Here is a 26,547-nt window from a genome sequence, read left to right as displayed (position 1 = left end):
CGTTTAGAGAGCGACTCCGATGGGTACTGGCTCCGGCTCCAGCCGGATACCGAATCGCTCGGCGACACCGTCGCGGACGGTGCGGGCCAGTGCGACCAGGTCGGCGGCGGTCGCGCTGCCACGGTTGGTCAAGGCCAGCGTATGTTTCGTGGACAGCCGCGCCGGGGCGTCATGGCCCGGAAATCCCTTGGCGAAGCCCGCCCGCTCGATGAGCCAGCCCGCGGAGAATTTGACGCCGTCGGGGGCCGGATAAGTCGGGATCGTGACGTCGCCCACATAGGCGATGATCGCAGCCTTCACCGCCTCGACGCGGTGCAGCGGAACCACCGGATTGGTGAAAAACGAGCCAGCACTCCAGGTGTCGTTATCGGCGGTGTCGAGCACCATGCCCTTACCCGCGCGCAACTTCAGCACCGCCGCCCGGACCTGATCGGCGGGCCGGGAGTCGCCGTTGCCCGCGCCGAGTGCGTTCGCGAGTTCGCCGTAGCGCAGTGGTGCGCTCGCGCCGTCGGAATTGAGTGCGAAGTCCACCGCTAGCACCACGGCGGTATCGCGATGCTTGAGTGCACTGGTGCGGTAGCCGAAGCCGAGCTCGGCCGGTTCGACCCAGCGGATCTCGCCGCTCGCGCGATCCAGCAGGCGCACCCCGCGCAGCAGGCTTTCGACCTCCACGCCGTATGCCCCGACATTCTGTACCGGCGTCGCACCGGCCGATCCGGGAATGCCCGAAAGGCATTCCAGCCCGCCGAGACCGGCCTCGATCGTGGCCGCGACCACCGCGTCCCAGTTCGCACCCGCCTCGGCGACCACACCGTGCGCGCCGATCTCGACGGTCTCGTTGCGCACCAGGACCACGACACCGTCGAAGCCGTCGTCGCCGATGAGCAGGTTGGATCCACCTGCGAGCAGCAGTAGTGGAATGCCGGCGGTGTCCAGCGTCCGGACTGTCGCGACCAGCGCTTCGGTCGTCGCACATTCCGCGACAGTGGCCGGACCGCCGACCCGCAATGTGGTCAGCTCGGCCAGCCGCACCGATTCGCGCAGCCGCGCGCCGCTATCGACCAGCAGCTCGCGCAGCTGGTCCGCCGACACCACCCGTGAAGTTCGCACGCCCCAGACGGTAGCGTGTTCGACCATGGCTACACCCCTGGCGTACACGGCTCGCTACTCGCATCCGGTTGCCGCCGTACGCGCGGCCTTCGCCGATGAGCAGTACTGGAAGGACCGTATCGCCGAGGTGGGTGGCGATAATGCCCGGCTGGATTCGGTCACCGTCAACGGCGACCAGGTGAAGGTCGAGATGGTGCAGGTCATCGGCGCCGAGCTGCTGCCTGCCGCGATCACCGCGGTGCGGCCCGGCGATCTGGTCATCCCGCGCACCGAGAGCTGGACCGGCGATTCGGCCACCTTCACCGCGCGGGTCGAGGGTGCGCCCGCCGAGGTCAACGGGACCATCGAGCTCACCGCCGACGGCTCCGGTGCGGTGGCCGAGACCAAGGGCACCATCGAGGTGAAGATTCCGCTGTTCGGCGGGAAGATCGAGGCCGCGATCGCGGAGCGGTTGACCGAACTGTTGGCGAACGAGGAAGAGTTCACGAACAACTGGCTCGCCCAGCGCTGAGCTGTTCATACCGCGGTTCTGTCCGGACGATGTGCGGATTCCGCGTGGCGTGGGTGTGACGATTGTGTGAATCCCCAGACCTACCGCCGAGCGATGCGGCGGCAGCCGGTCCCGGTAACGTAACCCCTCATGGCCCGCCGACTGGACTATTCCGCCCGCTTCCCGCTGCACACCACCAAGGAGCTGTACGCGGCGCTGTCGACCCGGGAGTACTGGGACGACCGGTGCGCGGAGATGTCGAAATTAGCGCCGGGCAGTGAGGTCGTCAGCCTCGATGTCAGCGATTCCGGTATCGATGTCGTGCTCAATCACATCCTGCCGCGCGACATGCTGCCGGAGATCGCGCAGGCGGTCATGCGCAAGGACATGGTCATCACCCGCAAGGAGAGCTGGGGACCGTTCGACGAGAACGAGTCCGTCGGCAAGTTCTCGGCCTCGATTCCGGCCGGGCCGGGCAGCCTCGGCGGCACCATTCGCCTGTTCCCCACCGATACCGGCTGCACCATGCGGTTCTCCTCCGAGGCCAAGGTATTCATCCCGATGGTCGGCCCGCGACTCGAACAGCTGATGCTGGTCAACCTGGTCGACCTGTTCCGCGGCGAGGCCGAGCAGACAGTGAAGTGGCTGGAAGAGCAAAACCCGACCCGCTGAGACCGGTCGGCACCATCACCAGGGGCACCACCGGTGTCAACCGATTACGACGCAGCGACCGCTGGCTGATCCACGACGAACTGGTCACCGCTCGACTGCGCAGTGCGGCCGATCCGCTGGTCGTCGATCTCGGTTATGGGGCGAGTCCGTGGACCACGCTGGAGTTGGCGGTCCGGCTGCGCAGGGTCCGCGCGGATGTGCGGGTGGTCGGGCTGGAGATCGATCCGGAACGGGTGGTGCCCGGCCGCGACGGCGTGATCTTCGCGCGCGGCGGATTCGAATTGGCCGGGCTGCGACCGGCGCTGGTGCGCGCGTTCAATGTGCTGCGGCAATATCCGGAAACCGCCGTTCCCGATGCGTGGGCCACCATCCTGTCCGGGATGGATCCGGACGGTTTACTCGTCGACGGAACCTGCGATGAGCTGGGCAGACGCTGCGCCTGGGTGCTGCTGGATCGATCCGGTCCGCGCTCACTCACCCTGGCCTGGGATCCGTTCACGGTCGAGCGTCCGTCCGATATCGCCGAGCGCCTGCCGAAGGTGTTGATCCACCGCAACATTCCCGGCGAGCCGATCCACGCGCTCTTGGCGGCCGCCGATCGCGCATGGGCCCGTGCCGCCCCGCTCGCCCCCTTCGGCCCTCGAGTCCGCTGGCGCACGGCCGCGGAGTACTTGCGCCAGGAGGGTTTTCCGGTGCGCACTTACCGCCGCCGCATGCGCGACTGCGTCCTCTCGGTCCCCTGGCTCACCGTCGCACCCAACACAACCCCTTAGATCAAGATCAGGCGCCTACACGATTCTGGGGTTGTCAGGGGCGGCCGAGGAGCGCGCGGATGTAGCCGGTCAGCGCCGCGATCGGGAGGATAGAGGTCGGCTCGAAGGGCTGGCGCCAGAGGCCGCCGTGGGCCGCGCCTGCGACGAATATGCCCTCGGGGTTGGTGTCGCCCGGTGTTTCGGTCGGGGCGAAGAGGTCGGCGACGAGCTTGGCCGCCAGGAGGGTTCGGGCGGTGGCGGGGTCGAAGACCTCGATGCCGAAGCGGCGGGCGCCACGGTAGGAGGCGGCGAGAGAGCGTTGGGTGCGCAGGGATTGCGTCCTCGCGGGTGGTGCGACGGCGCATGACACCGTGCGGCCCGCAGTGTGCGCGAGAACGGTGCGCCAGCGCAGGAGGCGTTGGGCCAGTGCGTGATTCGGGCCTTGGGCTGGCAGCAGTGCATCGGCGACGCCCCAGGTCGCGCCGAGGTGGTCCGGATTCGTGGTCCGGTAGCTGGGCCGGTACATGGCCGATGCGGTGAGCACGCGCAACACGTGCGGGCCGACACCGCACTCGCGCAGGCGGGCGTGGGCGTCCGCGATGACGTCCTCGGGCACGGCATAGCAGTCGGTCGGCGAACCGAGGAATGCGATGGCCGCGTCCTCGCGGTGCTCGAGCAGATCCTCGACGAGTACATCCAGCGCGGCGGCCAGTCGAACCCCTTGCGGTCCGGGACCACTCGCGTACAGGCCGAATACCGGGCGGGCGTCGTGGTCGAACTGCGCGCGAATCCAGTGCACCAATGCCGGGAACTGCCTGGTGATATCCGCACCGGGTCCGACCGTGACGGGATAGCCCAGCCGACCTGCCCCGGCCTGCGCGATATCCGAAATCTCGCGCCACCGCTGCGGTCCTGGCAGGTCTATCGCGAGAACGTCGGCACCCCATCGCAGTAGCGGCCGCAGCGGGGCGAGTTCGGTCGCCGCCCCGGTGACGATCACCCGGAAACCGGGCAGCGACAACCACTCCGGATGATCGATCACCCGCTCCACCGCCGCCGCGAAGGCGGGCTCGATAATGCCACGGCGTCGCCAGTCGGTGAGCTGCTGCCACAGCGCCTCCTCGGCCAATAGCGTTCCGCGGAACGGAATTTCGAGTCGGGGCGCGGGTTTCGCGGTTCCGTCGATCCGGCCGGTCTCGAGTCCGCCGGGTGTGGTGATCGCATCGACGTCGACGCTGTGCAGCGGCGCGATCGTGTGCCCGGTCACGAAACGCAGCAGCTGGCGTGCTGCCCGCAACCCGTCGGTCGCGATCCCCACCGACACCTCGGGCGAGCTCGCGGCCAGGGCGGTCAGGCCGCGGAAGACGCCGCGGTAGTCGCAGTGCCAGTCCCGGCAGGTTTCGACCTGTTGCGCCAGGTCGGCGTCATATCTGCGGACCGCGTCGGCGACCACTGCGGTGGCGAACATATCGCCGATGCGCTCGGGCGCTCCGGACGGAAAGACGAGATCCCAACTGCCCTGACCTACCGTCCCCATGGTCAGTCACCATGCCATGATTGCGCGCCGGGCAAAACCGGAGATCGATCGAATTGATAGCCGAATGGGATCATTCGCGACTTCACCGCGCCGATCACGCGGCGATGAGGGCCCGGCGCACGCGAGCCGCCGCGCGCGGGGGCAGTCGCACACTCGCGGAACGGATTTCATCGGCACCGCAGCGGTGGATGGCGACCGCGTCGCAGACCACCTCGTCCAATGCGGATTGCCCGATAGCGGCCTCGGCCAGATCGAGCACCGTGCGCACGGGCGTGGTCACCAGAAATCCGCCCGCGGGTTCGAGATCGGCCGGAATCAGCGGGCGGCGCAGCACCACCAATCGCGGGGTGACCGGCGGCCGTCCCGCACCGACCGACATATGCAGGAAGCGCGGCCGTAGTCGACCGAGCCCGTGCAACTCCGCAGCACTCTGATGCGATACCGCGGCGGCCCCGTCGAACCAGGCCGCCCACATGGCGTATTCGTCGAGCGGGCCGGTGGGCCAATCGGCCAGCCGCAATAGTCCGACCCCGGCCCGCGTCACCGAGCCATCGCCGAGACCGGCGCGAACGCGGGCCTCACATCCGGCGCGCAGCACCTGCCTGGTAGTAAAGAACCCGGCATGGCGCCCGGCCAATCGCCGCAGCACACGCCACCCGTGCTCGGCGGAATCGAGTGCGCGGCCCGCCGCATCGCCAGCCATGTCGACCAGGCTACGCTCGAACTCTGTGTCACATGTCACAATCGAACCCCTCACCGCGCCCTCAGAGCGAGCACAGAAACGTGGGGAAGAATCGAGCGCATGAGTACGAAGAGCCCATCCACCCTGACGGTCAACCGGCGCGCCCTGGTGATCACCCTCGTTGTGGTAGCGATTCTGCTCGCTACCGTGCTGGTCGGCGGGGAGGCATACGCGCGATACCAGGTTTCACGGTGCATCAGCACCCAATTCGAGAAGGATATGGGTTCGAAGATCGATGTGAGCTTCGGAGCCAAGCCCATGCTGATCACCTGGATCGACGGGAAGGTCGATCAGGTGAAGGTGAACAGCGACGATTCCAAATTCGGTCCGGCCGTCGGCATGGTGGTGCACGCCAGATTCAACGATGTCGAGGTCAGCAACAGCGGCAGCGGCAGCACCGTCGGCAGCTCGTCGGCCGATGTCACCTGGGGCAACGACGGCATCCGGGAAACGCTCGGCGGCCTGGTCAGCGGCGTGTCGTCGTCCGCGTCGACCGGGATGCTGACCCTGGATGTGCTGGGCGGCCTCGCGCAGTTGCAGGTGAAGCCGGAGATCAAGGACGGCACCGTGCAGGTCGAGACGAAGTCGGCGGCGCTGCTCGGGATGGGGATACCGACCGATCTGGTGTCGGGCATCGTCGAGGTGTTCACGCAGAGTCTGCAGAGCTACCCGCTCGGTCTGAAGGCCACCGAGGTCAAGGTCACCGATAACGGCGTCGCGGTGAAGCTCGCCGGTGGGCGGACCGAACTGCCCGCCGCGCAGGACAGCAGCGGCAGCGTCAGCTGCTGAACGCTGTCGAATCCACAACCCTGATTGTCGGGCTCGGGATCAGGCGGGGAATCCCTCCAGCACCACACGGGATTTCGAGAGTCCGAGACGGGTCGCGCCCGCCGCGATCAGTTCGGCGGCGGCCTCGGCGGTGCGGATGCCGCCGCTGGCCTTCACACCGAGCCGCCCGCCGACGGTCTCGGCCATGAGCTGGACCGCGTGCACGCTGGCACCACCGGAGGGGTGAAATCCCGTGGAGGTCTTCACGAAATCGGCACCGGCACGTTGGGCGGCGCGGCAGACCTCGACGATCGCAGCATCGGAAAGCACCGCCGATTCGATGATCACCTTGAGCACCGCGCGATCCCCCATCGCCTCGCGCACCGTCACGATGTCGGACAGCACCGCGCCGTAATCGCCTGCGCGCGCGGCTCCGACATCGATCACCATATCGACCTCGGCCGCGCCCTGTTCGACCGCGAGACGCGCCTCGGCCCCCTTGACGAGCGAATGGTGCTTCCCGGAAGGGAATCCGGCGACCGCCGCGACCACCACGCCGGACGCTCGAATCGGCAACATGGACGGCGATACGCAGATCGCGTACACGCCGAGTTCGCCTGCCTCCGTGACCAAAGCGTTCACCTCCGCGGCCGTCGCCTCCGGCGCCAGCAGCGTGTGATCGATCATGGCGGCCACTTCGGCCCTGGTCAGCGACGCGGAATTTGCCACAGGGTGAGAGTCTGGCATACCGGTGGCGAATTCCATTGCGCGCCTGGCGACACATCGCGCACACTCGATACTGTCGGTGGAGCTACGGACATCGCTTTGCGGCTGCACGGCCGACTGTTGCGCAGTTGCGGATGGCCCCATTCGTTCAGGAGGAGACGACACTGTGCTGATCCGTCGCGAACGCGCCGACGATGCCGCCGCGATCGCGGCCGTCCACCGCAGTGCCTTCGGACCGCAGTACGCGAATACCGATAACGACCGGGAGACGGCCGAATTCACCGGCGATAGCGCCGCGGACCCACCCGAGGTCGACCTCGTCGCCCGGCTGCGCAGCGACTCCGGCTGGATCCCCACGCTCTCGATGGTCGCCGTCGAATACGACACCGTCATCGGCCACGTCTGCCTCACCCGCGCGGGTGTCGGTCCGTTCCCGGCGCTCGCTCTCGGCCCGATCGGCGTGCTGGCCGAACATCAGGGCAATGGTGTCGGCGCGGCCTTGATGCACGCCGCCATCGGCGCCGCCGACGCCCTCGACGAACCCCTGATCGGCTTGGCCGGAAGCATCGACTACTACCCCCAATTCGGCTTCACCCCCGCCGCCCGCCTCGGCATCACACCCGATGAACCGGCCTGGGTTTCCCACTTCCAGGTGCGGGCACTGTCGGCGTACGACTCCCAGATCACCGGCGAATTCCGTTACGCGGAGCCATTTTACGACCTGTAGATCCAGTCGGGATCGAAGTTCCAGGCCGCCAGGAGCCGAACGGAAGTCGGGGATCCACACGGGCGGATAGCACTTCCAATGCCGCCAGGGCGGCCGATTTCAAGATCACCATGTACTGGTGGAGACGAACATCGAGAGTGGCGCTCCAGGAATGCATTCTCGGCGGGTCAGGGGTGGTGGTGGAGGTGGTAGACGTAGGAGCGTTCGTGTTTGCGGGAGACCCAGGCACCTTCGGGTGGGAGGGGGCCTTGGCCTGGGTCGTCGAAGGGGCGGCTCAGGACTTCGCCGGAATCGGTGCAGATCGACCAGCCGAAGTCCGGGAGGCGGCGGCACCAGAGGTCGTGATCGATGCGCTTGTAGGACGGGTAGCCGTAGGCCCAGCCGTCGCGGACGAATTCGTACGTCAGCCCATCGAGCTGTCGTACGAACTTCACCCGCGTCACATTTCCATTGTCGGCTTTCCCGCGACCTTCGCTCAACACTTGCCCGGAGCGGGGTGCCGCAGGTGCGCACAGTCGACCTGGGAGGATTAGCCCATGAATTCCGCTCCACCTGTCCTGGACGACCGACGCTTCGTGCTCACCCTCGGGTGCCCGGACCGTCCGGGCATCATTGCCAGGATCACCTCCTTCATCGCCGAGTTCGGGGGGTCCATCGTGGAGGCGGGCTACCACTCCGACCCGGATATCGGCTGGTTCTTCACCCGTCAGGCGATCAAGGCGTCGACGGTGCCGTTCGGTATCGCGGAACTGCGCGACCGGTTCGCCGGGGTCGCGGCCGACTTCGGCCCGGAGACCGAGTGGCAGCTGCTCGACTCCGGTGAACGTCGCCGGGCCGTACTACTGGTCAGCAAGGACGGCCACTGCCTGCACGACCTGCTCGGACGCGCCGCGAGCGGTGAACTGCCCGCCACCATCGAAGCGGTGATCGGCAACCACCCGGACCTCGCCGGGATGACCGAGGCGCACGGCGTGAAATTCCACCACGTGCCGTTCCCGAAGGATCCGGCCGAACGCGGGCCGGCCTTCGAGGAGGTGCGCGCCCTGGTCGATGCCCACGACCCGCACGCCGTCGTCCTGGCCCGCTTCATGCAGGTGCTCCCCGCCGAACTCTGCGAGCACTGGGCGGGCAAGGCGATCAATATCCACCACAGCTTCCTGCCATCGTTCGTCGGCGCTCGGCCCTACCACCAGGCCTTCGCCCGCGGCGTCAAGCTGATCGGCGCGACCTGCCACTACGTCACCGCCGAACTCGACGCGGGCCCGATCATCGAACAGGACGTCATCCGCATCGACCACGCCGACGAGGTCCGGGATATGGTCCGCCAAGGCCGCGACATCGAACGCGTGGTCCTGGCGCGCGGCCTCCGCTGGCACCTCGAGGGCCGCGTCCTGGTCCACGGCCGCCGCACCGTGGTCTTTTCCTAGGAGGCCTACCCTGCTGCCTCGGCGGGCTGACGCACCGAATCGAGGACCAGCTCCAGTTCCTCGTTGAACCGCTCGTGCATCTCGGTATTTCCCAGATGCCCCTGCGGGAGCACCTCGTATTTGACCAGACTGCCGGTCTCCCTGAGCATTTCGGCGATCCGCTCGGCGTGCACCGGCGGCGTCATATCGTCGAACGCACCGGCCAGGATTGTGGTCGGCACGACGAGGTTTCGGGCCGATTCACCGAGATCCAGTTCGGCGAGCAGGATTCCGAATTTCGCACGGACGCGGGCCGGGCAGGAGCGGACGACGGCGAGGCTGTAGTCGACCACGTCGCCGGTGGAGCGCAGGCTCATGATCTGCCGGGTGAAGGCCCACTTGACCGGGGCGATCGGCGGGAAGACCAGCGGGGAGCCGAGGCCTAGACGGCCTATCTTGTGCGGCAGCCGAATTCGCCGGTTGAGCAACGGGAGTGGTGCATTGAACAACGGCAGGAGAGTCGTCTCGGCAATCAGTCGACTCGGCGCGGTGTTGGTCAGCAGTACTGCACATGCCTGCTTCGCGACGCGATCCGGATAGCGTCCGGCCCAGGCCTGCAGGGTCATGCCGCCGAGACTGTGGCCGACCACAACCGCGCGCTCGCCCGGGCGCAGTGTGGCGTCGAGCACCGTGTCCAGATCGTCGGCGAGCAGATCGGTGGTCAGATGGCTGGAGCCGAGTTCGCTCTCGCCGTGACCCCGCACGTCGTAGACGACGACGCGGTACCGATCGGCGAATTCGTTGATCTGCGCATTCCAGTATTCGATGGCGCAGGTCCAGCCGTGTACCAGCACGATCGTCTGCGCAGCGGCCGGTCCGTAGACGTGTACGCGCAAACGCGCGCCATCACGGGTGACGACCGGAACGACCGCATGGGGCGCGGTCGGCGGATTCAGCGCCGCAGTCGCATAGGTACGCGACCGCAGATTGGCGCGGTGTGTGTGAAGCAACCCCCGGACCCGACCGGGGACGTCCACCAGTGCAGGCGGCATTGCACGCATCGGACACTCCTTTGTGTAACTCTCCGATACACTAATCGCAAACCGCCGTGCTAGCTAGAGCAAGCAGCCCAAAAGTTATCCCAACTTCTCCCCAGCCCCGTTTGTGAACGATCCCAAAGCAAGCGCGAACCAGCCGGTCGACAGAGGGTCGAAACCAGCTGTCAACAGCACAGACCACCGCTGTGAATGCTGACAGACGGCCGCCGAATCGCACATCCTGTCACCAACCGGATCGCACCAAGTCGACCGAAAATCCAGCAACAGGCACGCAGGCCCGTCACGTCGATGGCTACCAGCGCACGCATGCAGCGAGCACTCGATACGCCCCGCCATCCCCAACCGCAGCCGCGCCCGGCTCAGGCGCGCAGCTTGACGGGCATGGAGCGGTAGGCGTGCAGATTGCGCAGGGGATGTGGGATCGGTGGACCGTCCAAGGACAGATCCGGGTAGCGCTCGAACAGGGCTCGCAGTGCGATGGAGCCTTCCAATCGAGCCAGCGTGGCTCCCAGACAGCCGTGCACCCCGCTGCCGAACGCGAGGTGATCCGCGGCATTGGCCCTGGTCACATCGAATCGTTCGGGATCAGGGAAGACGGCCGGGTCGTAGTTGGCGCCCGCCAACGACAGCAGGACCAGAGAACCGGTTTCGACGCGCTGATCGGCGAGGTCGACCTCGCAGTTCGTGACTCGGCCCGTCATCCGCACCGGACCGTCGTAGCGCAAGACTTCCTCGACCGCACGTGGCCACAGCTCCGGCTGTGCCGCCAGCAGTTCCAGCTGGTCCGGATGGCTTGTCAGCAGGGCGATTCCGTTGCCGAGCATATTCACCGTCGTCAAGAATCCAGCGTCCAGCAGCAGCGCCGCATTGGCCATCTGCTCGCGACGGGAGAGCTCGCCACCTGTCACCAGCATGCTGAGCACGTCGTCGGCCGGTGCGGCGGTGAGCCCGTCGAGGTGTTGGTCGAAGTACCGCTGAACCTCGGCCAGATCTTCGATGGCGTGGCGGTAAGTGCTCCAGCTCAGGCCGCGCTCGAGCAGCGGCGCACCGGAATCTCCCCACTTCAGCAGGGTCGAATGCATGTGCGCGGGCAACCCGAGAATCTCGGCGATGATCGCGACCGGCAACTGGGCGCAAAAGTCGACGATCAGATCCGGCCGCGGCTTCGATTCCAGGCGTTCGAGCAGGTCATCGGTCACTTCGACAACCCGCTCACGCAGTTTGGCGATCGCCCTCGGGGTGAATGCCTGCCCGACCAGGCGACGGTAGCGGGTGTGGTCCGGCGGATCGGTCACCAGCATCGAGGGCGGCTCCGCGAGGTTGGGCAGCCCCGGATCCGTTTTGGTCATCACCCAGCGGATCGGCTTGGGCAAGGCCGGATGATCGGGCCTGACCTGGCTGAAGCGACGGTCGCGCAGGATGAGTCGGCACAGTTCGTAGTCCGCGGTCACGCGCAAACCCGACATCCTGGGTATCCGGCCCCGCCGCCGGATCTCCTCGACGTACTGCGACGAGCCGAGCAAACGATCCGCACCGACCGCGATCTGCCCAAGGGGGTCGCCCCGACGCGCCGCCCAGAGCATGTAGAACCGTGGCAGGCCATGCATCATCAGCCACCGGATCCATACGCGTATCAAGATCTCGTCACCTCCCACTCCCCCTTTCCATATGATAGATAGCCGCTATGGGCGCAGCGTCGCTGTCGGCGCTGATGGAGCGACCTTCGGATCAGGTGAGAGGCACCATGGACAGGCGCAGTTTCGTCACGGGCGCTGGCCTGGCGACGATGCTGGGTCTCGCGAGTGGAACCACTTTTGCGGCGTGGGCAGACGATTACAGCCCGAGCCCGAAATCACCGGTGTACCGCACGCTGGTGCCGGAGATCTTCGCGCCACTGCCGGATCCGGCCGATCATCTGCCCGCCGTCGTCATCGGATCCGGATTCGGGGGGGCGATCACCGCGCTACGTCTGGCGCAGGCCGGGACCCAGGTCGCGGTGCTCGACCGAGGGTCACGCTGGCCGAACGATCCGTGGCGCAATATCTTCGCCAACGACACGATTCCGGATGGCCGCGGCTTCTGGCATCGCACGACCTTTACCGGCGCGAACAGGCTCACCGTGCAGATCGATCCGTTCGGCGGGGTTCTCGACGTTTCCAGCTACCCGGGCATGGACGTATGGCGCGGTGCGTGTGTGGGCGGTGGCTCGGTGGTGTTCACCGGAGTGATGATCGAGCCGGAGCAGCGGTTCTTCGACCACGTCTTCCAGGGGGTGGTCGACTACCGCGAGATGCACGACGTCTTCTACCCCAGGGTCCGAAATACGTTGCGGCTGAGCCCGATACCGAACGACATCTACGACTCCTTCGCGTTCACCCACGCACGGGGCTGGGACGAACAGTTCCGTGCGGCCGGCTATACACCGCAGCGCATCGACGGCAGTTGGAATTGGGATGTCATCCGCGACGAGCTGACCGGACGATCGACGCCGTCGGCCACGGTCGGCTGTTCGAACCTCGGCAATTCCAACGGCGCGAAGTTCGACCTGAACCAGAACTACCTGCGTTATGCCGAGGACACCGGCCGTGCCCAGATCTATCCCGGCCATCGCGTCGACGCCATCGGCGAGGAGTCTGGTCGCTATACCGTCGCCGTGACCAAACTCGCGCCTACCGGCGAGGTGCTCCGCATCCGCACCCTGACCTGCGACAAGCTGTTCCTTGCCGCGGGCTCGGTCGGCACCTCCGAACTGCTGGTGCGCGCGCGGGCGACGGGCGCGCTGCCGAATCTGAACGAGCACATCGGCGAAGGCTGGGGCGGCAACGGCGATGTCGCATTGGCGCGGCCTGCCAGCTCGGTCGAGATAGGGACCCAGGGCACGCCGTCTGCGAGCCGGATTCTGGACGAGACGGGCGCACCCGTATCGCTGGAAAACTGGTTCGTCCCCGGGACCACGCCCTTCGACGTCGGCATTGTCGCGTCGTTGGGCATAGTCCTCGACGACACCCGCGGCCGGTTCGTCTACAACCCGACCGACGGGAGCGTGCACCTGCAGTGGCCACCCGACGGCGCCGCCGGATACCTGGCGCACGCGCGGGAAGTCAACAACAAGGCGACCTGCAACTGCCCGTCCAACGCCCAACCAGCCTTGGAGGCGGATGCCTCGTTCACCTCACATCCGTTGGGCGGCGCAGTGATCGGACGCGCGACGGACCCCTACGGTCGGGTGCGTGGCTATCGAGGCCTGTACGTGATGGACGGGGCGGCTGTGCCCGGCAGCACCGGAACAGTGAACCCGTCGTTGACGATCAGTGCGCTGGCCGAGCGCAATATCGAAGAGATCATTCGTTCCGGCGAGTAGTCACTACCAGCGCGGCCCGCGCTGAATCTCATCCACCTTCGGCCGCACATCGGCGAGGTACACGCCGGTCGCGATAATCGACACCAGCGCAAGCAGACTCGTGACGCTCAGCGAGAGCAACAGGAACAGCAGGGCCGCGCCGAGGATGGCGATCCAGATCGGTTTGGTCAGCTTGTCGACCGCGGTGAAGGCGTCCGGGCGCTGGCGGATGGCGTGGATGAGCGCGAAAATTGTCGCGCCGAGCGCCAAGAGCCGCAGCCCGTACAAGATCCAGCTGGCCAATCCGTGCGCTGTGTCCACCAGCCCATCATAGAAGCAACGACCCCGCACACGTGGGTGTGCGGGGTCGTCAGCGTGGAGAAGGGAAGGGACTCAGGCCTTCTTGGGGGCCGCCTTCTTGGCCGGAGCCTTCTTGGCGGCGGGCGCCTTCTTGGCCGGAGCCTTCTTCGGGGCGACGCCCTCTGCGGCGGGCTCGGTCTCGGTGGTCACCTCGAGGACCTCGGCCTCGACGACCGGCTCGACCTCGGCCTCTTCCTTGGCCGGGCGGCCGATCAGCTCGTTGACCTTGGCGAGCGCATCCTCGGCGCGGCTGGCCGCATCCTTGTACAGCGTCTCGACGCGCTCGATCTGATCCTCGACGAGGTGGTTGGCGCGCAGCCGCTCGACGGTCTCCTCGCCGCGCACGGCCAGATCCGCGTACAGGTCCAGGACCTGGGTGTAGTACTTCTCGGCGAGCGCCTTCAGCTCCTCCGAGGTGAACTTCTCGCGCAGCTCGGCGAGATCCTCCGGCAGCTCCGAGGGCAGGCCGGACAACCGCTCGCGCAGCGTCTCGAACTGGGCCCGGACATCGGCGGGCACGTTGGCGAAGCGCTCGCGGGCCTCTTCCACGCGACCGCTTACATCGGTGGAGGCGGCACGCTCACGCACCTGGGTGACCGCATCGACAACCGCGGCGTACACGGCGTCACCGGCACCGACGGTTGCGAACAGTGGCTTGGTGGTTGCGTTTTCGGTCATTCTTCGTTCTCCTGGCGTGGCGGAGTTGGTGATGTGCTCGGAACGTCGCTGTCCCACTCGTTCCCCCCTGGTTCGCTTCCTCCGTTTTCCCGGCGAAACGATTCATAAATGTCCAGCAGCACCTGCTTCTGCCGTTCGCTGATCGACGTATCGGCAAGCAGGGCATCCCGGACCGGACTGTGCGGCCGCTGCTCGAGATAGCCAGCCCGTACGTACAACACCTCCGAAGAGACGCGCAGTGCTTTGGCGATCTGCGCGAGTACTTCGGCGGACGGATTACGCAATCCGCGCTCGATCTGACTGAGATACGGATTGCTCACTCCCGCCAGGGTGGCGAGCTGACGCAACGAGACTTGCGCAGCTTCTCGCTGTGCCCTGATGAAACCTCCGATGTCGTGTGCCGCGTTGGCCACACGCGCCGCCTTTTCGCCGACGCCGCTGGATCGCTCCTGCGAATCGTCGGTGTACTCGGCGGAACCTTCGGGCTGGTCTGCCATCACTCACCTTCTGGCGGTTGTACGTTTCCAATTCTAAAGCAGGGTGCTAGCTATTGCAAGCACGCTGTAAGCACCCCTCCGGCGCAGCGCGCTCTGTCCGATTCGCGGCACTCACGACCCGCCATGCAGGCTGCCGCCGCCGGGCCCGAGCTCACGCCGCGGCGCTCAGCCGCCGAACATCAAATGCGAAATCGTGTAGATCACCAGCCCTGCCAGCGATCCTACGACCGTGCCATTGATGCGAATGAATTGCAGATCACGCCCAACCTGCAATTCGATCTTCTTGCTAGCTTCCTCGGCATCCCACCTGGCAACCGTGTCGGTGACCAGAGTGGTGATCTCCCCCGCATAGTTTTCCACCAGATACCGCGCGCCGCGATCGATCCAATCGTCGACTTTGGCGCGCATCTCGGCGTCGTCGCGCAGCCGCTCCCCGAGCTGCTGCACATTCTCGGCGACCTTGCGCCGCAGCGTGGAGTTCGGATCGTCGGCCGATTCCAGGATCAGCCGCTTGGCCGCGCGCCAGGTCGCCTCGGCCATGCCGGTGATCTCCTCGCGACCCATGATCTGCGCCTTGATCCGCTCGGCCTTTTTGATCATGGCGTCGTCGTGCTGCAGGTCATAGGCGAATTCCTCGAGGAACCGATTCGCCGCGAGCCGCACCTCGTGTTCCGGATTCGACCGCACCTTCCAGGTGAACTCGACGAGTTCCCGATAGATCCTTTCCGAAAGCAGAATGTTTACGAATTTCGGAGCCCATTGCGGCGCATCCCGCAAAACGATCCGGTCGATCGTTTCCTGCGAACCGAGCGCCCACTGGTGCGCACGCTCGGCAAGCATGTCGAGCAGCGGCAACTGCCGATTGTCGGCGAGCAGTTCGGCAAGCACCCGCCCGATCGGCGGACCCCACAGCGGTTCGGCGATCCGCTTGACGATGGTGTTGTCGATGACCTGCTCGACATCCTCGTCCCGCAGCACCCCGACCACCGCGCGCAGAATGATCGAACTCTCCTGGGCCACCCGGCCCGCATGTCCGGGATCGGCCATCCAGCGCCCCACCCGCCAGGAGACCTGCGCCGAATTCACTTTCGCCGAGACCACGTCCGGGGCAAGGAAATTCGATCCGACGAAGGCGCCGAGACTGGCGCCGAGCTGATCCTTCTTCTTCCTGATGATCGCGGTATGCGGGATCGGCAGGCCGAGCGGATGGCGGAACAGCGCGGTCACGGCGAACCAGTCGGCGAGTGCGCCGACCATGCCCGCCTCGGACGCGGCCCGCAGGTAACCGACCCAATCATCACCCGCACCGCGCGATTCCAACCAGCGGCAGAACAGATAGACCGCTGTCGCGAACGCCAACAACCCGGTGGCCAGGGCCTTCATCTTGAACAGATCGCGGCGCTTGCCCGCCTCGTCGACGAAGGCCGCGAAACTGGTCGGTGGTGCGGACGTGGGCGCATCCAGCACCGCTGTATTGGATCGGCGGCGTTCGCGGGGCCCTTCGTGGTTACGCTCCGCTACCGCCTCCGGGCCCGTCGCTCGCGCCGCCGTGTTGCCGGGAGCTTTCTCCATGACACCCATTCTGCTGTGTGTTGCCGACCGACCTCCGGGCCGATCGCAAGCGACACGGAACCGACGCCGAATGGCCCGATTATGTGCAACCTGTCGCAACCAACACCCAAACGCGCATGTCGGTCGTTGCCTGGACCTAAGCTGGTGGTCCACGAACCCATACAAACGAGGGAGCTGACGCTGTCCACCGATGACCTTGTCGATGTCGGCGAGCTTGCCGAACGACCGGCGGCGGTGCGCACCGGCCGGACGGACGGACGCAAGCGCCGATGGCGGCAGCACAAGATCGACCGCCGCGAAGAGCTGGTCGATGGCACCCTCGCGGCTATTCGCACGCGGGGCAGCAATGCGGGCATGGACGAGATCGCTGCCGAGATCGGCGTCTCCAAAACCGTGCTCTACCGCTACTTCTCGGATAAGAACGACCTGGTCCACGCGACCATGCAGCGGTTCATCGAGACCACGCTGATGCCGCGGGTGTACGAGGCGATCAGCCTCGACGCGGACGAGTACCACCTGGTGCGTTCGGCCCTGGCCGCCTACGTCGGCACGGTCGACGAGGATCCCGAGGTCTACCGGTTCATCATGGGCAACGGCTCGACCGATCAGTCCTCGCTCGCCGAATTCGAGAAGCTGTTCGCCGACGTCGTCACCACGGTCATCGTCGATCGCAGCGCCGAGTACGGCTTCGAGATCGAGGGCGCACAACTGTGGTCGTATGTGCTCGTCGGCGGCATCCAGCTGGCGACGCACTGGTGGACCACGGACAAGGCGATGTCGCGCGAGGAAGTCATCGACTACCTGACCATGATGGCCTGGAGCGCCATCGAGGGCATGGCGCGCGCGGGCGGCTCCCGGGCGATCTTCAACGCCCAGCCGCACATCCTGCCGGACCCGCCGCAAGCCGGCGCCTGAGCGCTAGCTCGTGATCGCCAACTGATCAATCGCCCGACTTCGCGCGCTAACAGGCCGCTAGCTGGGGCGCTAGCTGAAATAGTGACGGCGGTCTCGACATTGCCGCACGGTTGGCTACTCTGAAGCCGAGCGGTACGCGGGTGTCCCACGTCGCCGCCCCGCGCGCTCTGCCTCATGGCGGTCCGCGCTGGGCGCTACGTGGCTACGCAAGCTACCGCCTGCGCGCCCGTCGCGCCGACCGCTGGCACCAATGGAGGTACCTCGATGGCGAAGCAAGTGCCGACTTCTCGGCTTGCTCGTGGCACCAAGCTGGGAGCGGTGGCAGCCAGTTCGGTAATCCGAACCCAGCGCACACGCCTATCCATGCGGGGTCGGTCGGCAGCCGTGCGCGCGAAGATGGCCGAGGAGTCCATGATCCGCACCACCGAGCAGGTGGTCACGGTCCTCGGGACCATGAAGGGCGTGGCGATGAAGCTCGGCCAGATGATGTCGGTGCTCGATCTCGATCTGGTGCCCGAGAGCCATCGCGAACGCTTCCAGAAACGACTCGCCGTGCTGCGCAATGCCGCGCCGACGGTGTCGTTCGAGTCGATGCGGCAGGTGATCGAGGAGGACTTCGGGCAGCCGCTGGACGCGGTATTCGCCGAATTCCAGCCCGAGCCCATTGCCGCGGCCTCGATCGGGCAGGTGTATCTCGGGCGGTTGCACGACGGACGTCAGGTCGCGGTGAAGGTGCAGTACCCGGGCATCGATGCGGCGGTGCGCGCGGATCTCAAGAATCTGGCCATGTTCCGGCGCGTGCTGCAATCGGCGATGCCTTGGGTCACGCCCGCCGTACTCGACGAGCTGCGGCTGAATATGGAGAGCGAACTCGACTATCACGCCGAGGCCGCTACCCAGCTCCAGATCGCCGAGCTCTACGCCGGACACCCGTTCATCATGGTGCCGCGTTCACTGCCCGAACTCAGTACGACGCGGGTGCTGGTCAGTGAATATGTGGCGGGCAAGGGATTCGAGGAGATCCGGCAGTTGCCCGCGGCCGAGCGCAATCGGATCGGCGAGATCATCTACCGCTTCTATGTCGGTTCGCTGTTCAGTTTCAACGAATTCTGCGGTGACCCACATCCGGGAAATGTGTTGCTGGCCAACGACGGCCGGATCGGCTTCCTCGATTTCGGCCTGTTCAATCGGATGGATCCCGAACATGTGCGGTTCGAGACGATCTGCCTGCGCGCGGCGGCCGAGGATCGGGCAGAAGACCTGCGGCAGTTGATGATCGAGCGCGGCGTGATCGACTCGCCCGATGAGATCGGCGCCGAGGAATGCCTGGAATACGTGCTCGCGGCCTCGGAATGGTGTCTGCTCGACGAAGAGCTGACCATTACCCCGGAACTGGCCAGCGGTGCGTTTCTGCTCGCGGTGGATCCGCGCGCCAGTGAATTCGCCGGGATGAAACAGCAGAATCTGCCGCCGGAGCACCTGTTTTCGCGGCGTGCCGACTTCCTCACCTTCGGCATGCTCGGTCAGCTCGAATGCACCGCGAACTGGCACAAGATTTCCCGCGAATGGCTCTACGACGAGGCGCCGGTCACCGATTTGGGTAAGGCGCATCGGGAGTGGTTGATCGAGCGCAAGCCGATGCCGACCAAGAAACCGCGGGCGCGAGCGAAGAAGCCGACCACACGCGGTTCCGGTACCAAGTAATTCACCACAGCAGCTATCGAACGGAAGATCATGGCAGACAACCGAGAATTCGACCTAGTGCTGTTCGGCGCGACGGGTTTCGTCGGCAAGCTCACCGCGGAGTATCTGCTCGGCGCGGCGCCCGCCGCGGCGCGCATCGCACTGGCGGGACGCTCGCTCGACAAATTGACAACGGTCCGTGACGCACTCGGCCCCGACGCCGCGAATTGGGGTCTGGTAGTTGCCGATTCGACCGACCAGGCCGCACTCGACGCACTCGCGGCGCGGACCACGGTTGTGGTGACCACCGTCGGCCCCTACCTGCGCTACGGCATCCCGCTGGTGGCCGCGTGCGCGAAGGCCGGGACCCACTACGCCGACCTGACCGGTGAGCCGCTGTTCATCCGGGACGCGATCGACCGCTACCATGAGCAGGCGGCGCAGACCGGCGCGAAGATCGTGAATTCCTGCGGCTACGACTCGATTCCGTCGGATCTGAGCGTGTACCAGCTGTACAAGCGCACCGTCGCGGACAACACCGGCGAGCTCGAGGACACCACCCTGATCGCATCGCTGAAGGGCGGGGTGAGCGGTGGCACCATCGACTCGGGCCGGGCCATGATGGAGGCCATCGCGGCCGATCCGGCCAAGGGTTCGGTGATGAGCCACCCGTATTCGCTCAGTCCGGACAAGTCGATGGAACCGAATGTCGGCCGGCAGACCGATCAGGCACTGCAGCGGGCCAGCAGCATCGACCCCAGCCTGGACGGATGGGTCGGTACCTTCGTCATGGCCGCGCACAACACCAAGATCGTGCGCCGCACCAACGGCCTGCTCGGCTGGGTCTACGGCAAGAACTTCCGCTACCGCGAGGTGATGAACGCGGGCAAGTCGGCCGCGGCGCCGCTGGTGGCCGCCGGTATGGCGGGCGGCATCGCGGCGACGATGGCGGCCGGTGCGGTGCTGTCGCGAGTCGCGGTGGGGCGCAAGCTGCTCGACCGGATCGTGCCCAAGCCCGGCACCGGGCCGAGCGAACAGGCGCGCACCAGTGGCTGGTTCACCATGAAGACCTACGCGCGCACCTCCTCGGGCGCGAAATACGTGGCGACCTTCTCCGGCACCGGCGATCCCGGCTACCAGGCCACCGCCGTCATGCTCGGACAGGCCGGACTGTGCCTGGCATTCGACGGTGCGAAGCAGCCCGAATTGGCCGGCATCCTCACCCCTGCGGCCGCGATGGGCGACGCACTCACCGATCGCCTGCGTGCTGCGGGCATGACCATCGAGGTCGAACGCACGTAGTTCGGAGACCAACCGAGGAGCTCGGATGAAATTGCCGCCTGCGGACCCGAGGGCGGTGCGGTGAATCTCGCTCGACGCACCATGAACGCACCCGCCCTCGCCGCGATCTACGAAAAGGCCTGGCGGCCTGCGCTGTTCTATCTGGCCAGCGGCCGCAGCACAGCCGCCGACCGTCGCGACGCCGTCACCACACTGCGTCTCGACGGGTCCAAGAAGGTGCTCGATATCGCTTGCGGTCCAGGCAACTTCACTCGCCATCTGAGCAATGCCCTCGACGGCGACGGCTTCGCCATCGGTCTGGACTACTCCGAGCCGATGCTGGCCCGAGCCGTCACCGATAACGCGGGTCCGCGCGTCGGTTACCTCCGTGGCGACGCGCGCACCCTGCCCTTCGCGGACGGCACCTTCGACGCCGTCTGCTGCTTCGGCGCGCTATATCTGATCCCCGACCCGATCGCGGCGACCCGCGAAATGATCCGCGTCCTCGCCCCCGGCGGCCGCATCGCCATCACCACCAGTCACCGCGCCGACAACCCGTTCGGCCGGGCGAGCCGGATCGTCGGCGGCTGGAGCGGACTGCGCGTCTTCGACGACGAGACCTTCCCGAAGCTCTTCGCCGAAGCGGGCCTGATCGATATTGATCAACAGGTCCACCGCCTCCTGCAATACATCAGCGCAACCCGCCCGCTCTAGGGAGCCACTTTGTCGTGCGCCACATCACATGGGTGCGGCGTCGAGGGACGAGCACAAGCGGGTTACACCGGTCGGTACCGAACGGTAAAGTGCCCGCAAGCGGTGGGTGGACCGAACGTGAGGGGGCGACCCAGATGGCGGTACCGGATACCGGTCAGCGGATGGCCAGGCAGTTGTATGCCGCCGCCACCGGAACCAGCGGCGGAGAACCCTTCGAGTTGGCCGAGGACGTCGCCGAAAACCTCGCCGCCGCATGCGACAAGCTCGTCGAGGATCTACAAAAGGCAACGGCCACCGGACATCTCGTCACCGAGGTATCCGGTTTCCCCGACCTACCGACGGGCCACGGCCTGGCAAAAGGCTTCGGCGACAAGGGCACTCAATTCCTCGACACCGTCACCGCATTCCAGGAAACGGCCCTGCTGTACAAGGCCGCCTATCTGGCCGCGGGAAAGCGTTTCGAGGATGCCGAGGCCGCGAATCGTGCCGCGCTGCAACTGATCACCGATTACCTGGAGTCGCCGCGCGGCGAACAGAGCGACGGAAGCCACTGACCCATGGCCGATTCCGTCACCAGGGCCGCCGCCGACGCCATCCGGGTCCAGCAGCGCGCTGTCGCCGCCGCCGTCGGATCGGCAAGCGGCGGAATCGATCCCCCGTACGCACCCGAGCGCGAACTGTTCGGCGCCTATACGCACCAGGAGATCTGGGATCTGGTGCACGAGGTCATCGATGCCGCGGCTCTCGGCCGGGTCGCCGATGCCTGGCGCGCCGATGCCACCGTGGTCGCCGAGGCATTCCAGGCCTTCTCCGATGCGACGAATCGCGAATTCGCGCACTGGTCGGGTCGTTCCGCCGATGCCGCGCTGCGCGCCACCCGCGAATTCGTCAGCGCCGGTACCGAGGCGCATGATGTCTGTCGCGCGGTGCAGCGCCTGATGGAGCTCAATTCCGATGCGGCACAGGCCATCCGAGCGGCGATTCCGCCGCCGCCGCAGTATCGTGCTCTGGAAGATCCGGCCGCCGAAGCGATCCACGGCGGACAACGCAGGATGGACCACGACATGGCCGCTGCTACGGCGCAGGCCGATGTCCAGGACACGATGACCTATGTCTATACCCCGATCATGCCCGCATCCGGCGACCGTGTCCCTCGATTCACGCCGCCGCCCGACGGCCCACAGATCGCGCGGCCGAATGCCGGCAGCGGGGGCACACGGTGAAATGGGTATTCACCCCGGACGAATTCACGCATGTCTGGGAGAACGAAACGAGCCTGGACCGCCGCCCCTACCCGGTCAATCTGGCACCGGCCGCCACGGTCCGCACCGAATCCGAATACACCGCACTGCGACTACCCCAGCGCTTCGCCCGCCAGGCCGATGCCGATCTGGCCGCCGCGCTCATGCTGTGCGCCCGCTCCGATGCCACCACCATCACCGTCTCCGGTGAGTCGGGCGCCAAAAGGATCCTCGTTTTCGCCGCGGTGGTGCACAACCACGCGGGCATTCTGATCGCCGATATCGACAAGGTGACGGTGCGCATGTGCCACGTCCGCAGCCTCGGCAAACATCTGGTGGAGATCATCGGATCGGCCGAGCCGGGCAAGCTCGCGCCCATGCGGGAGCCGCAGGACGCGGTCCTGAACTCCGACGAAGGCGACAGCGCGACCAACGGCCATCGCCGCGCCGCCCGGTTCCGCCAGATCCTGCGAAAACCGGTGGACGGGCGCGGCTTCATCACCGTGACCGTGGAACCGGAAAACCCGATGTCGCCGCCCACCCGGCACCGCAGCTGGCTCGATTTCACCGGTGACGGACGCTATCTGCTCACCACCTCGCACGAGCTGACCCTGACCCCGGTCACCGACGAGGATTTCGCCGACCAATTACTTCGGCTCGCCCAGATCCGCTGACACATCGCCGGGCAGTTGACAATCGCCACGTCGCGGCCACGCGGCCACGCCGCCACAGATCCAGCCATAAGATTTACCGATGGCGAAGAAATGGTCTCTGCCGCCCATCGAGGCCCTGCGGGCCGATGGTTTGCGCATCGCTGATCTCGACGCCTCCGGCACGCCCGGATTCAAAGGTGACAAGAAACAGGCCCAGAAGCTGCTCATCGAACGCGCCGGCGTGCTCTCGGATCTGCAGGAGAAGCTCTACGCCAATGGCCGTTCCGGCGATACCCGCAGCGTGCTGCTGGTGCTGCAGGGGATGGATACCGCAGGCAAGGGCGGCATCGTCCGCCACGTCATCGGTTCGGTGGATCCGTCCGGCGTCGACCACGCCTCCTTCGGTGTTCCGACCGAGGAGGAGAAGAGCCACCACTACCTGTGGCGCATCCGCAAGGCGCTGCCGCGCGCCGGCCAACTCGGCGTCTTCGACCGCTCGCACTACGAGGACGTATTGGTCGTACGGGTGCACAATCTGGTGCCGCCCGAGGTCTGGGAACCGCGCTACGGCGAGATCAACGCCTTCGAGCGGGAGCTGGTCGACCAGGGCACCACGCTGGTGAAGGTCGCCATGTTCGTCTCCCTCGACGTGCAGAAGAAGCGGCTGCGGGAACGGCTGGACCGGCCGGATAAATACTGGAAGTTCAATCCCGCCGATATCGACGAGCGCGGCTACTGGCCCGCCTATCAAGAGGCCTACCAGGTCATGCTGGACCGAACGTCGACCGACTACGCCCCATGGCATGTGCTCCCGGCCGACCACAAGTGGTTCGCCCGCCTCGCGGTCACCGAGCTGCTGATCGACGCACTCGACGGGCTGGAACTCGACTGGCCACCGGCCTTGTTCGGTATCGCGGAGCAGCAGCGCCGCCTCGCCGAAGCCTGACCAAGGTTCTTCTCAGGTTGACCACGGATGATGTGGCCGTGCCCGTCCACGCCCCGGGGGAGTTCCGGATCTACCATCGTGGCGGCAGGTAACCGGCAGGCAAGCGAAAGGCGTGGTGAACGCACGGTGAGCAATAAACCGGGTGGTAAAACGAATCCGCTCGCGGCGGCGGAGCGCGCCGACCGCAACCGCAAGATCCTGATCCAGGTGGGTGTGGCCGTCGTGCTGATCGGGCTCATCGCGGCGATCGGCATCGGTATCGCGGTGAAGAACGCGAGCAAGAACGATCTGGGCGCCACCCCGTCCATCGCCGCCGCCGTGAGCCAGCTGCCCAATGGCGCCACCGCGACCATCACCGATAACGGTGCGGTCCGCATCGGCAAGCCGGATGCGAAGGTGACCGTCCGGGTCGTCGCCGACCTGCAGTGCCCGGCCTGCAAGGCCTTCGAGGCCGCCAACGCCCAAGTCATCAAGGACGCCGTCGACAATGGCACAGCCATCGTCGAATACAACATCATCTCGTTCCTGGACAAGGCCTCGACCACGAAGTACTCCTCGCGGGCGGCCAATGCGGCGTATTGCGTCGCCGAGGCGGATCCGTCGAAGTATCTCGGCTGGTTGGCCACCATGTACGAGCAGCAGCCCGCCGAGGGCAGTGCGGGTCTGACCGATGACCAGCTGATCACCATCGCGAAGGGCGCAGGCCTTCCCGATTCGGTCGGGCAGTGCATCAAGGACAACAGCTACAACAAATACATCGGCGCCAAGACCAAGGATGTGCTGAACAGCGGAGTCCAATCCACACCGACGGTCTTCGTCAATGGCACCCAGGTGAACAGCCAGGACCTCGCCTTGTCGAACGGTCAGTTCAAGCCCGACGCGATGGCAGCGGTCATCGCGGCAGCCGCGGCCAAGTGAACAACACCTCTGCCAGGGCCGCCTGGGTGTTGCTGATCGGCGGGCTGGCCGGGTGGCTCGCCTCGGTCACGCTCACCATCGAGCGGTTCAAGCTGTTCACCGATCCGAACTACCGGCCCTCGTGCAGCATCAACCCGATTCTGTCCTGCGGCAGCGTGATGACCACCGAACAGGCCGCCAAATTCGGATTTCCCAATCCGATCATCGGCATCGTCGGCTTCTCGGTGGTCGTCACTCTCGCGGTGCTCGCGGTCGCCAATGTGCGCTTTCCGCGCTGGATCTGGGTCGGGCTGTGGGCGGGGACCGTGCTCGGCACGGTCTTCATCTGCTGGCTGATCTTCCAGAGCCTGTACCGGATCGGCGCGCTGTGCCCGTACTGCATGGTGGTGTGGGCGATCATCACGCCGCTGCTCGCGGTGGCCACCGAGCAGGTGTGGGGTGGCGCGCGCGGGCCGATGCGGATCGTCGTCGAGTGGCGATGGACGTTCGTCGCGGTGTTCTACGCCGTGGTGCTGCTGCTGATCTTCCTGAAGTTCCAGGATTACTGGCTGTCGCTGGTCTAGTTCGGTGTGCCCAGCGCGAGCACCACGGTGATCGTGCGCTGTGCTCCGCCTGCGCCGAGGACATCCAGCTGAACGGTGTCATCCGGCTTGTGCACATTGATCGCGGCCCGCAGCGCCTTCGCGGTGGTGATGTCACGGCCGTCGATCGAGGTGATGACATCGCCCTCGACGAGCCCGGCGGCGTAGGCCGGAAATCCGTACAGCGCCACATCGATCTTCGCCCCGCTCGGTTTCGCGTCGGAGATCAATACGCCGAGCGTCGCGGTCGGCCCGATGTGCACAGTTTCGGTGGGCGTGCCGGAACGGATCTGGCCCACCACCCGCATCGCGGTGTCGATCGGCACCGCATAGCCGTTCGGGGTGCGCCCGACCTCGCGTGAGGTCTCCCCGGACGCGGCGGTGATCACGCCGACCACCGTGCCACCGGGATCGGCGAGCGCACCGCCGGACTGTCCCGCGGTGACCGGCGCCGCGATCTCCACCATCCCGGTCAGCGATTTGCGGGTCAGATCGGAGGCATTGAGCGCGACGATCGTGCTGTTCAGATCGGTGATATTGCCCTGGATCGAGGTCGGTGTGCCGCCCGCGCCGCCCGCATTGCCGATGGCGAGCACATCCTCGTGCACGCGCAGCTCCGCGGAGCGGCCGATGCGTGCGATCGTCAGATCGGTGGCACCGGTGAGTTCCAGCAGCGCGATATCCGCACCGGCGTCGTAACCGAGCACCGTCGCGTCGTAGACGATGCCGTTGCCGACATCGGTGACCGTCACGGTTTCGGACCCCTTGACCACGTGATGGCTGGTCAGCACCTGTCCGTCGGTGGTCAGCACGATCCCGGTTCCGGCCGCGCCGACTCCGAACGGCCGCGCGGACGTGCTGATATTCACCAGCGCCGGTTCGACGGCATGTGCGACCGCCACCGGGTCCAGCGGCGGCAGCGGTTCGAGCAGGGCGGGCGGGGAGTTGTCCGCACCCGAGGACGACGACCAGTCGGGCAGTTCACCGCGGAAACCGAAGAATGCGGCCACCGCGAGCAGGAAGGTCGCGAACAGCGTCAACGCACGCCCGCCACCGGCTCGCTGCCGCTCGGGCGCGCGGTACCGCTCGTCGTCCATGCCGCTCTCCCGCCTCCGGCTGGGCCTTTGACCAATTCCATTGTGGCCGGAGATCGTTATTCGGCGATGCGTTTGGCAAACCT

Annotated in this window: 29 protein-coding genes; 17 read left to right on the top strand and 12 right to left on the bottom strand. The window is 66.3% G+C overall.

Annotation, left to right across the window (positions count from 1 at the left end; all coding sequences use genetic code 11):
- Nucleotides 1–3: 3 nt before the first annotated feature.
- A complete protein-coding gene (locus ACQPYR_RS04465; protein ID WP_433627947.1) occupies nt 4–1,137 on the bottom strand; it encodes a UDP-N-acetylmuramate dehydrogenase in 1,134 nt (377 codons plus the stop codon).
- On the opposite strand from ACQPYR_RS04465, the gene ACQPYR_RS04460 reads away from it, so the two are divergent.
- The 3 genes from ACQPYR_RS04460 to ACQPYR_RS04450 all read left to right on the top strand — a co-directional run bounded on the left by ACQPYR_RS04460 (nt 1,136) and on the right by ACQPYR_RS04450 (nt 3,045).
- Nucleotides 1,136–1,621 carry a DUF2505 domain-containing protein gene (locus tag ACQPYR_RS04460; protein ID WP_433627944.1) on the top strand — a complete coding sequence of 162 codons (486 nt, stop codon included), beginning with the start codon at nt 1,136–1,138 and terminating at the stop codon, nt 1,619–1,621. The genes ACQPYR_RS04465 and ACQPYR_RS04460 overlap by 2 nt on opposite strands.
- Nucleotides 1,622–1,750: 129 nt before the next feature.
- Entirely contained in the window at nt 1,751–2,272 is a 522-nt protein-coding gene (locus ACQPYR_RS04455) for a DUF2505 domain-containing protein (RefSeq protein WP_387294316.1), read from the top strand.
- Nucleotides 2,242–3,045 carry a class I SAM-dependent methyltransferase gene (locus ACQPYR_RS04450; protein ID WP_433627942.1) on the top strand — a complete coding sequence of 268 codons (804 nt, stop codon included), beginning with the start codon at nt 2,242–2,244 and terminating at the stop codon, nt 3,043–3,045. Before ACQPYR_RS04455 ends, ACQPYR_RS04450 begins: the two co-directional genes overlap by 31 nt.
- Nucleotides 3,046–3,079: 34 nt before the next feature.
- On the opposite strand, the gene ACQPYR_RS04445 is transcribed toward ACQPYR_RS04450, so the two are convergent.
- Both ACQPYR_RS04445 and ACQPYR_RS04440 read right to left on the bottom strand, forming a co-directional pair.
- A complete protein-coding gene (locus tag ACQPYR_RS04445) occupies nt 3,080–4,561 on the bottom strand; it encodes a hypothetical protein (RefSeq protein WP_433627939.1) in 1,482 nt (493 codons plus the stop codon).
- Between the two features lie 94 nt (nt 4,562–4,655).
- Nucleotides 4,656–5,264, bottom strand: coding sequence for a hypothetical protein (locus ACQPYR_RS04440; RefSeq protein ID WP_433627936.1), 609 nt, complete (start codon nt 5,262–5,264; stop codon nt 4,656–4,658).
- Between the two features lie 99 nt (nt 5,265–5,363).
- On the opposite strand from ACQPYR_RS04440, the gene ACQPYR_RS04435 reads away from it, so the two are divergent.
- On the top strand, nt 5,364–6,092 hold the full coding sequence (locus ACQPYR_RS04435; protein ID WP_433627934.1) for an LmeA family phospholipid-binding protein: 729 nt from the start codon (nt 5,364–5,366) through the stop codon (nt 6,090–6,092).
- A 39-nt stretch (nt 6,093–6,131) separates the two neighbouring features.
- On the opposite strand, the gene deoC is transcribed toward ACQPYR_RS04435, so the two are convergent.
- On the bottom strand, nt 6,132–6,818 hold the full coding sequence (gene deoC / locus ACQPYR_RS04430) for a deoxyribose-phosphate aldolase (protein WP_433627931.1): 687 nt from the start codon (nt 6,816–6,818) through the stop codon (nt 6,132–6,134).
- A 145-nt stretch (nt 6,819–6,963) separates the two neighbouring features.
- Here deoC and ACQPYR_RS04425 point away from each other — a divergent pair, with 145 nt between their 5' ends.
- Complete coding sequence (locus ACQPYR_RS04425) at nt 6,964–7,524, top strand: GNAT family N-acetyltransferase (protein ID WP_433627929.1); 561 nt, start codon at nt 6,964–6,966, stop codon at nt 7,522–7,524.
- 167 nt (nt 7,525–7,691) lie between these two features.
- Here ACQPYR_RS04425 and ACQPYR_RS04420 read toward each other — a convergent pair whose 3' ends face one another.
- Entirely contained in the window at nt 7,692–7,967 is a 276-nt protein-coding gene (locus ACQPYR_RS04420) for a hypothetical protein (RefSeq protein ID WP_433627926.1), read from the bottom strand.
- 93 nt (nt 7,968–8,060) lie between these two features.
- On the opposite strand from ACQPYR_RS04420, the gene purU reads away from it, so the two are divergent.
- Nucleotides 8,061–8,951 (top strand): formyltetrahydrofolate deformylase, encoded by an 891-nt coding sequence (gene purU, locus ACQPYR_RS04415; protein ID WP_433627923.1) that lies wholly within the window; start codon nt 8,061–8,063, stop codon nt 8,949–8,951.
- A 5-nt stretch (nt 8,952–8,956) separates the two neighbouring features.
- Here the strand turns inward: purU and ACQPYR_RS04410 are convergent, their stop codons facing one another.
- Both ACQPYR_RS04410 and ACQPYR_RS04405 read right to left on the bottom strand, forming a co-directional pair.
- A complete protein-coding gene (locus tag ACQPYR_RS04410) occupies nt 8,957–9,991 on the bottom strand; it encodes an alpha/beta fold hydrolase (RefSeq protein ID WP_433627921.1) in 1,035 nt (344 codons plus the stop codon).
- 356 nt (nt 9,992–10,347) lie between these two features.
- On the bottom strand, nt 10,348–11,598 hold the full coding sequence (locus ACQPYR_RS04405; protein WP_433627916.1) for a cytochrome P450: 1,251 nt from the start codon (nt 11,596–11,598) through the stop codon (nt 10,348–10,350).
- 134 nt (nt 11,599–11,732) lie between these two features.
- On the opposite strand from ACQPYR_RS04405, the gene ACQPYR_RS04400 reads away from it, so the two are divergent.
- Complete coding sequence (locus ACQPYR_RS04400; protein ID WP_433627914.1) at nt 11,733–13,349, top strand: GMC oxidoreductase; 1,617 nt, start codon at nt 11,733–11,735, stop codon at nt 13,347–13,349.
- Between the two features lie 3 nt (nt 13,350–13,352).
- Here ACQPYR_RS04400 and ACQPYR_RS04395 read toward each other — a convergent pair whose 3' ends face one another.
- The 4 genes from ACQPYR_RS04395 to ACQPYR_RS04380 all read right to left on the bottom strand — a co-directional run bounded on the left by ACQPYR_RS04395 (nt 13,353) and on the right by ACQPYR_RS04380 (nt 16,435).
- Complete coding sequence (locus ACQPYR_RS04395) at nt 13,353–13,649, bottom strand: DUF2516 family protein (protein WP_040696344.1); 297 nt, start codon at nt 13,647–13,649, stop codon at nt 13,353–13,355.
- Nucleotides 13,650–13,721: 72 nt separating this feature from the next.
- Nucleotides 13,722–14,366, bottom strand: coding sequence for a heparin-binding hemagglutinin (locus ACQPYR_RS04390; protein WP_433627911.1), 645 nt, complete (start codon nt 14,364–14,366; stop codon nt 13,722–13,724).
- On the bottom strand, nt 14,363–14,863 hold the full coding sequence (locus tag ACQPYR_RS04385; protein ID WP_364472316.1) for a helix-turn-helix domain-containing protein: 501 nt from the start codon (nt 14,861–14,863) through the stop codon (nt 14,363–14,365). The genes ACQPYR_RS04390 and ACQPYR_RS04385 overlap by 4 nt, the downstream gene beginning before the upstream one ends.
- Nucleotides 14,864–15,028: 165 nt before the next feature.
- Nucleotides 15,029–16,435: a DUF445 domain-containing protein gene (locus tag ACQPYR_RS04380; protein ID WP_433627908.1), complete on the bottom strand. Its 1,407-nt coding sequence runs from the start codon at nt 16,433–16,435 to the stop codon at nt 15,029–15,031.
- Between the two features lie 234 nt (nt 16,436–16,669).
- Here ACQPYR_RS04380 and ACQPYR_RS04375 point away from each other — a divergent pair, with 234 nt between their 5' ends.
- The 10 genes from ACQPYR_RS04375 to ACQPYR_RS04330 all read left to right on the top strand — a co-directional run bounded on the left by ACQPYR_RS04375 (nt 16,670) and on the right by ACQPYR_RS04330 (nt 25,349).
- Nucleotides 16,670–17,350 (top strand): TetR/AcrR family transcriptional regulator, encoded by a 681-nt coding sequence (locus ACQPYR_RS04375; protein ID WP_433635008.1) that lies wholly within the window; start codon nt 16,670–16,672, stop codon nt 17,348–17,350.
- Between the two features lie 264 nt (nt 17,351–17,614).
- Nucleotides 17,615–19,054, top strand: coding sequence for an ABC1 kinase family protein (locus tag ACQPYR_RS04370; RefSeq protein WP_433627905.1), 1,440 nt, complete (start codon nt 17,615–17,617; stop codon nt 19,052–19,054).
- Between the two features lie 27 nt (nt 19,055–19,081).
- A complete protein-coding gene (locus ACQPYR_RS04365; RefSeq protein ID WP_433635007.1) occupies nt 19,082–20,335 on the top strand; it encodes a saccharopine dehydrogenase family protein in 1,254 nt (417 codons plus the stop codon).
- A 60-nt stretch (nt 20,336–20,395) separates the two neighbouring features.
- A complete protein-coding gene (locus ACQPYR_RS04360; RefSeq protein ID WP_433627903.1) occupies nt 20,396–21,028 on the top strand; it encodes a class I SAM-dependent methyltransferase in 633 nt (210 codons plus the stop codon).
- Between the two features lie 134 nt (nt 21,029–21,162).
- Nucleotides 21,163–21,582, top strand: a complete 420-nt coding sequence (locus tag ACQPYR_RS04355; protein ID WP_433627900.1) for a hypothetical protein — start codon at nt 21,163–21,165, stop codon at nt 21,580–21,582.
- A gap of 3 nt (nt 21,583–21,585) precedes the next feature.
- On the top strand, nt 21,586–22,251 hold the full coding sequence (locus tag ACQPYR_RS04350) for a hypothetical protein (RefSeq protein WP_433627897.1): 666 nt from the start codon (nt 21,586–21,588) through the stop codon (nt 22,249–22,251).
- The gene (locus ACQPYR_RS04345) at nt 22,248–22,943 is read left to right on the top strand and encodes an ESX secretion-associated protein EspG (protein WP_433524566.1); all 696 of its coding nucleotides are present in this window, start codon (nt 22,248–22,250) and stop codon (nt 22,941–22,943) included. Before ACQPYR_RS04350 ends, ACQPYR_RS04345 begins: the two co-directional genes overlap by 4 nt.
- 79 nt (nt 22,944–23,022) lie before the next feature.
- The gene (locus ACQPYR_RS04340) at nt 23,023–23,868 is read left to right on the top strand and encodes a polyphosphate kinase 2 family protein (protein WP_433627895.1); all 846 of its coding nucleotides are present in this window, start codon (nt 23,023–23,025) and stop codon (nt 23,866–23,868) included.
- A 126-nt stretch (nt 23,869–23,994) separates the two neighbouring features.
- Nucleotides 23,995–24,786 (top strand): DsbA family protein, encoded by a 792-nt coding sequence (locus tag ACQPYR_RS04335; RefSeq protein ID WP_433627892.1) that lies wholly within the window; start codon nt 23,995–23,997, stop codon nt 24,784–24,786.
- Nucleotides 24,783–25,349: a vitamin K epoxide reductase family protein gene (locus ACQPYR_RS04330; protein ID WP_433627889.1), complete on the top strand. Its 567-nt coding sequence runs from the start codon at nt 24,783–24,785 to the stop codon at nt 25,347–25,349. Before ACQPYR_RS04335 ends, ACQPYR_RS04330 begins: the two co-directional genes overlap by 4 nt.
- Here ACQPYR_RS04330 and ACQPYR_RS04325 read toward each other — a convergent pair.
- Entirely contained in the window at nt 25,346–26,464 is a 1,119-nt protein-coding gene (locus ACQPYR_RS04325; RefSeq protein WP_433627886.1) for a S1C family serine protease, read from the bottom strand. The genes ACQPYR_RS04330 and ACQPYR_RS04325 overlap by 4 nt on opposite strands.
- Nucleotides 26,465–26,547 lie beyond the last annotated feature (83 nt).

This window comes from Nocardia sp. CA-120079 (assembly GCF_050955745.1).
Lineage (GTDB): Bacteria > Actinomycetota > Actinomycetes > Mycobacteriales > Mycobacteriaceae > Nocardia.
The sequence above is the reverse complement of the archived record's forward strand: the minus strand, read 5'-3'. Positions and strand labels throughout refer to the sequence as shown.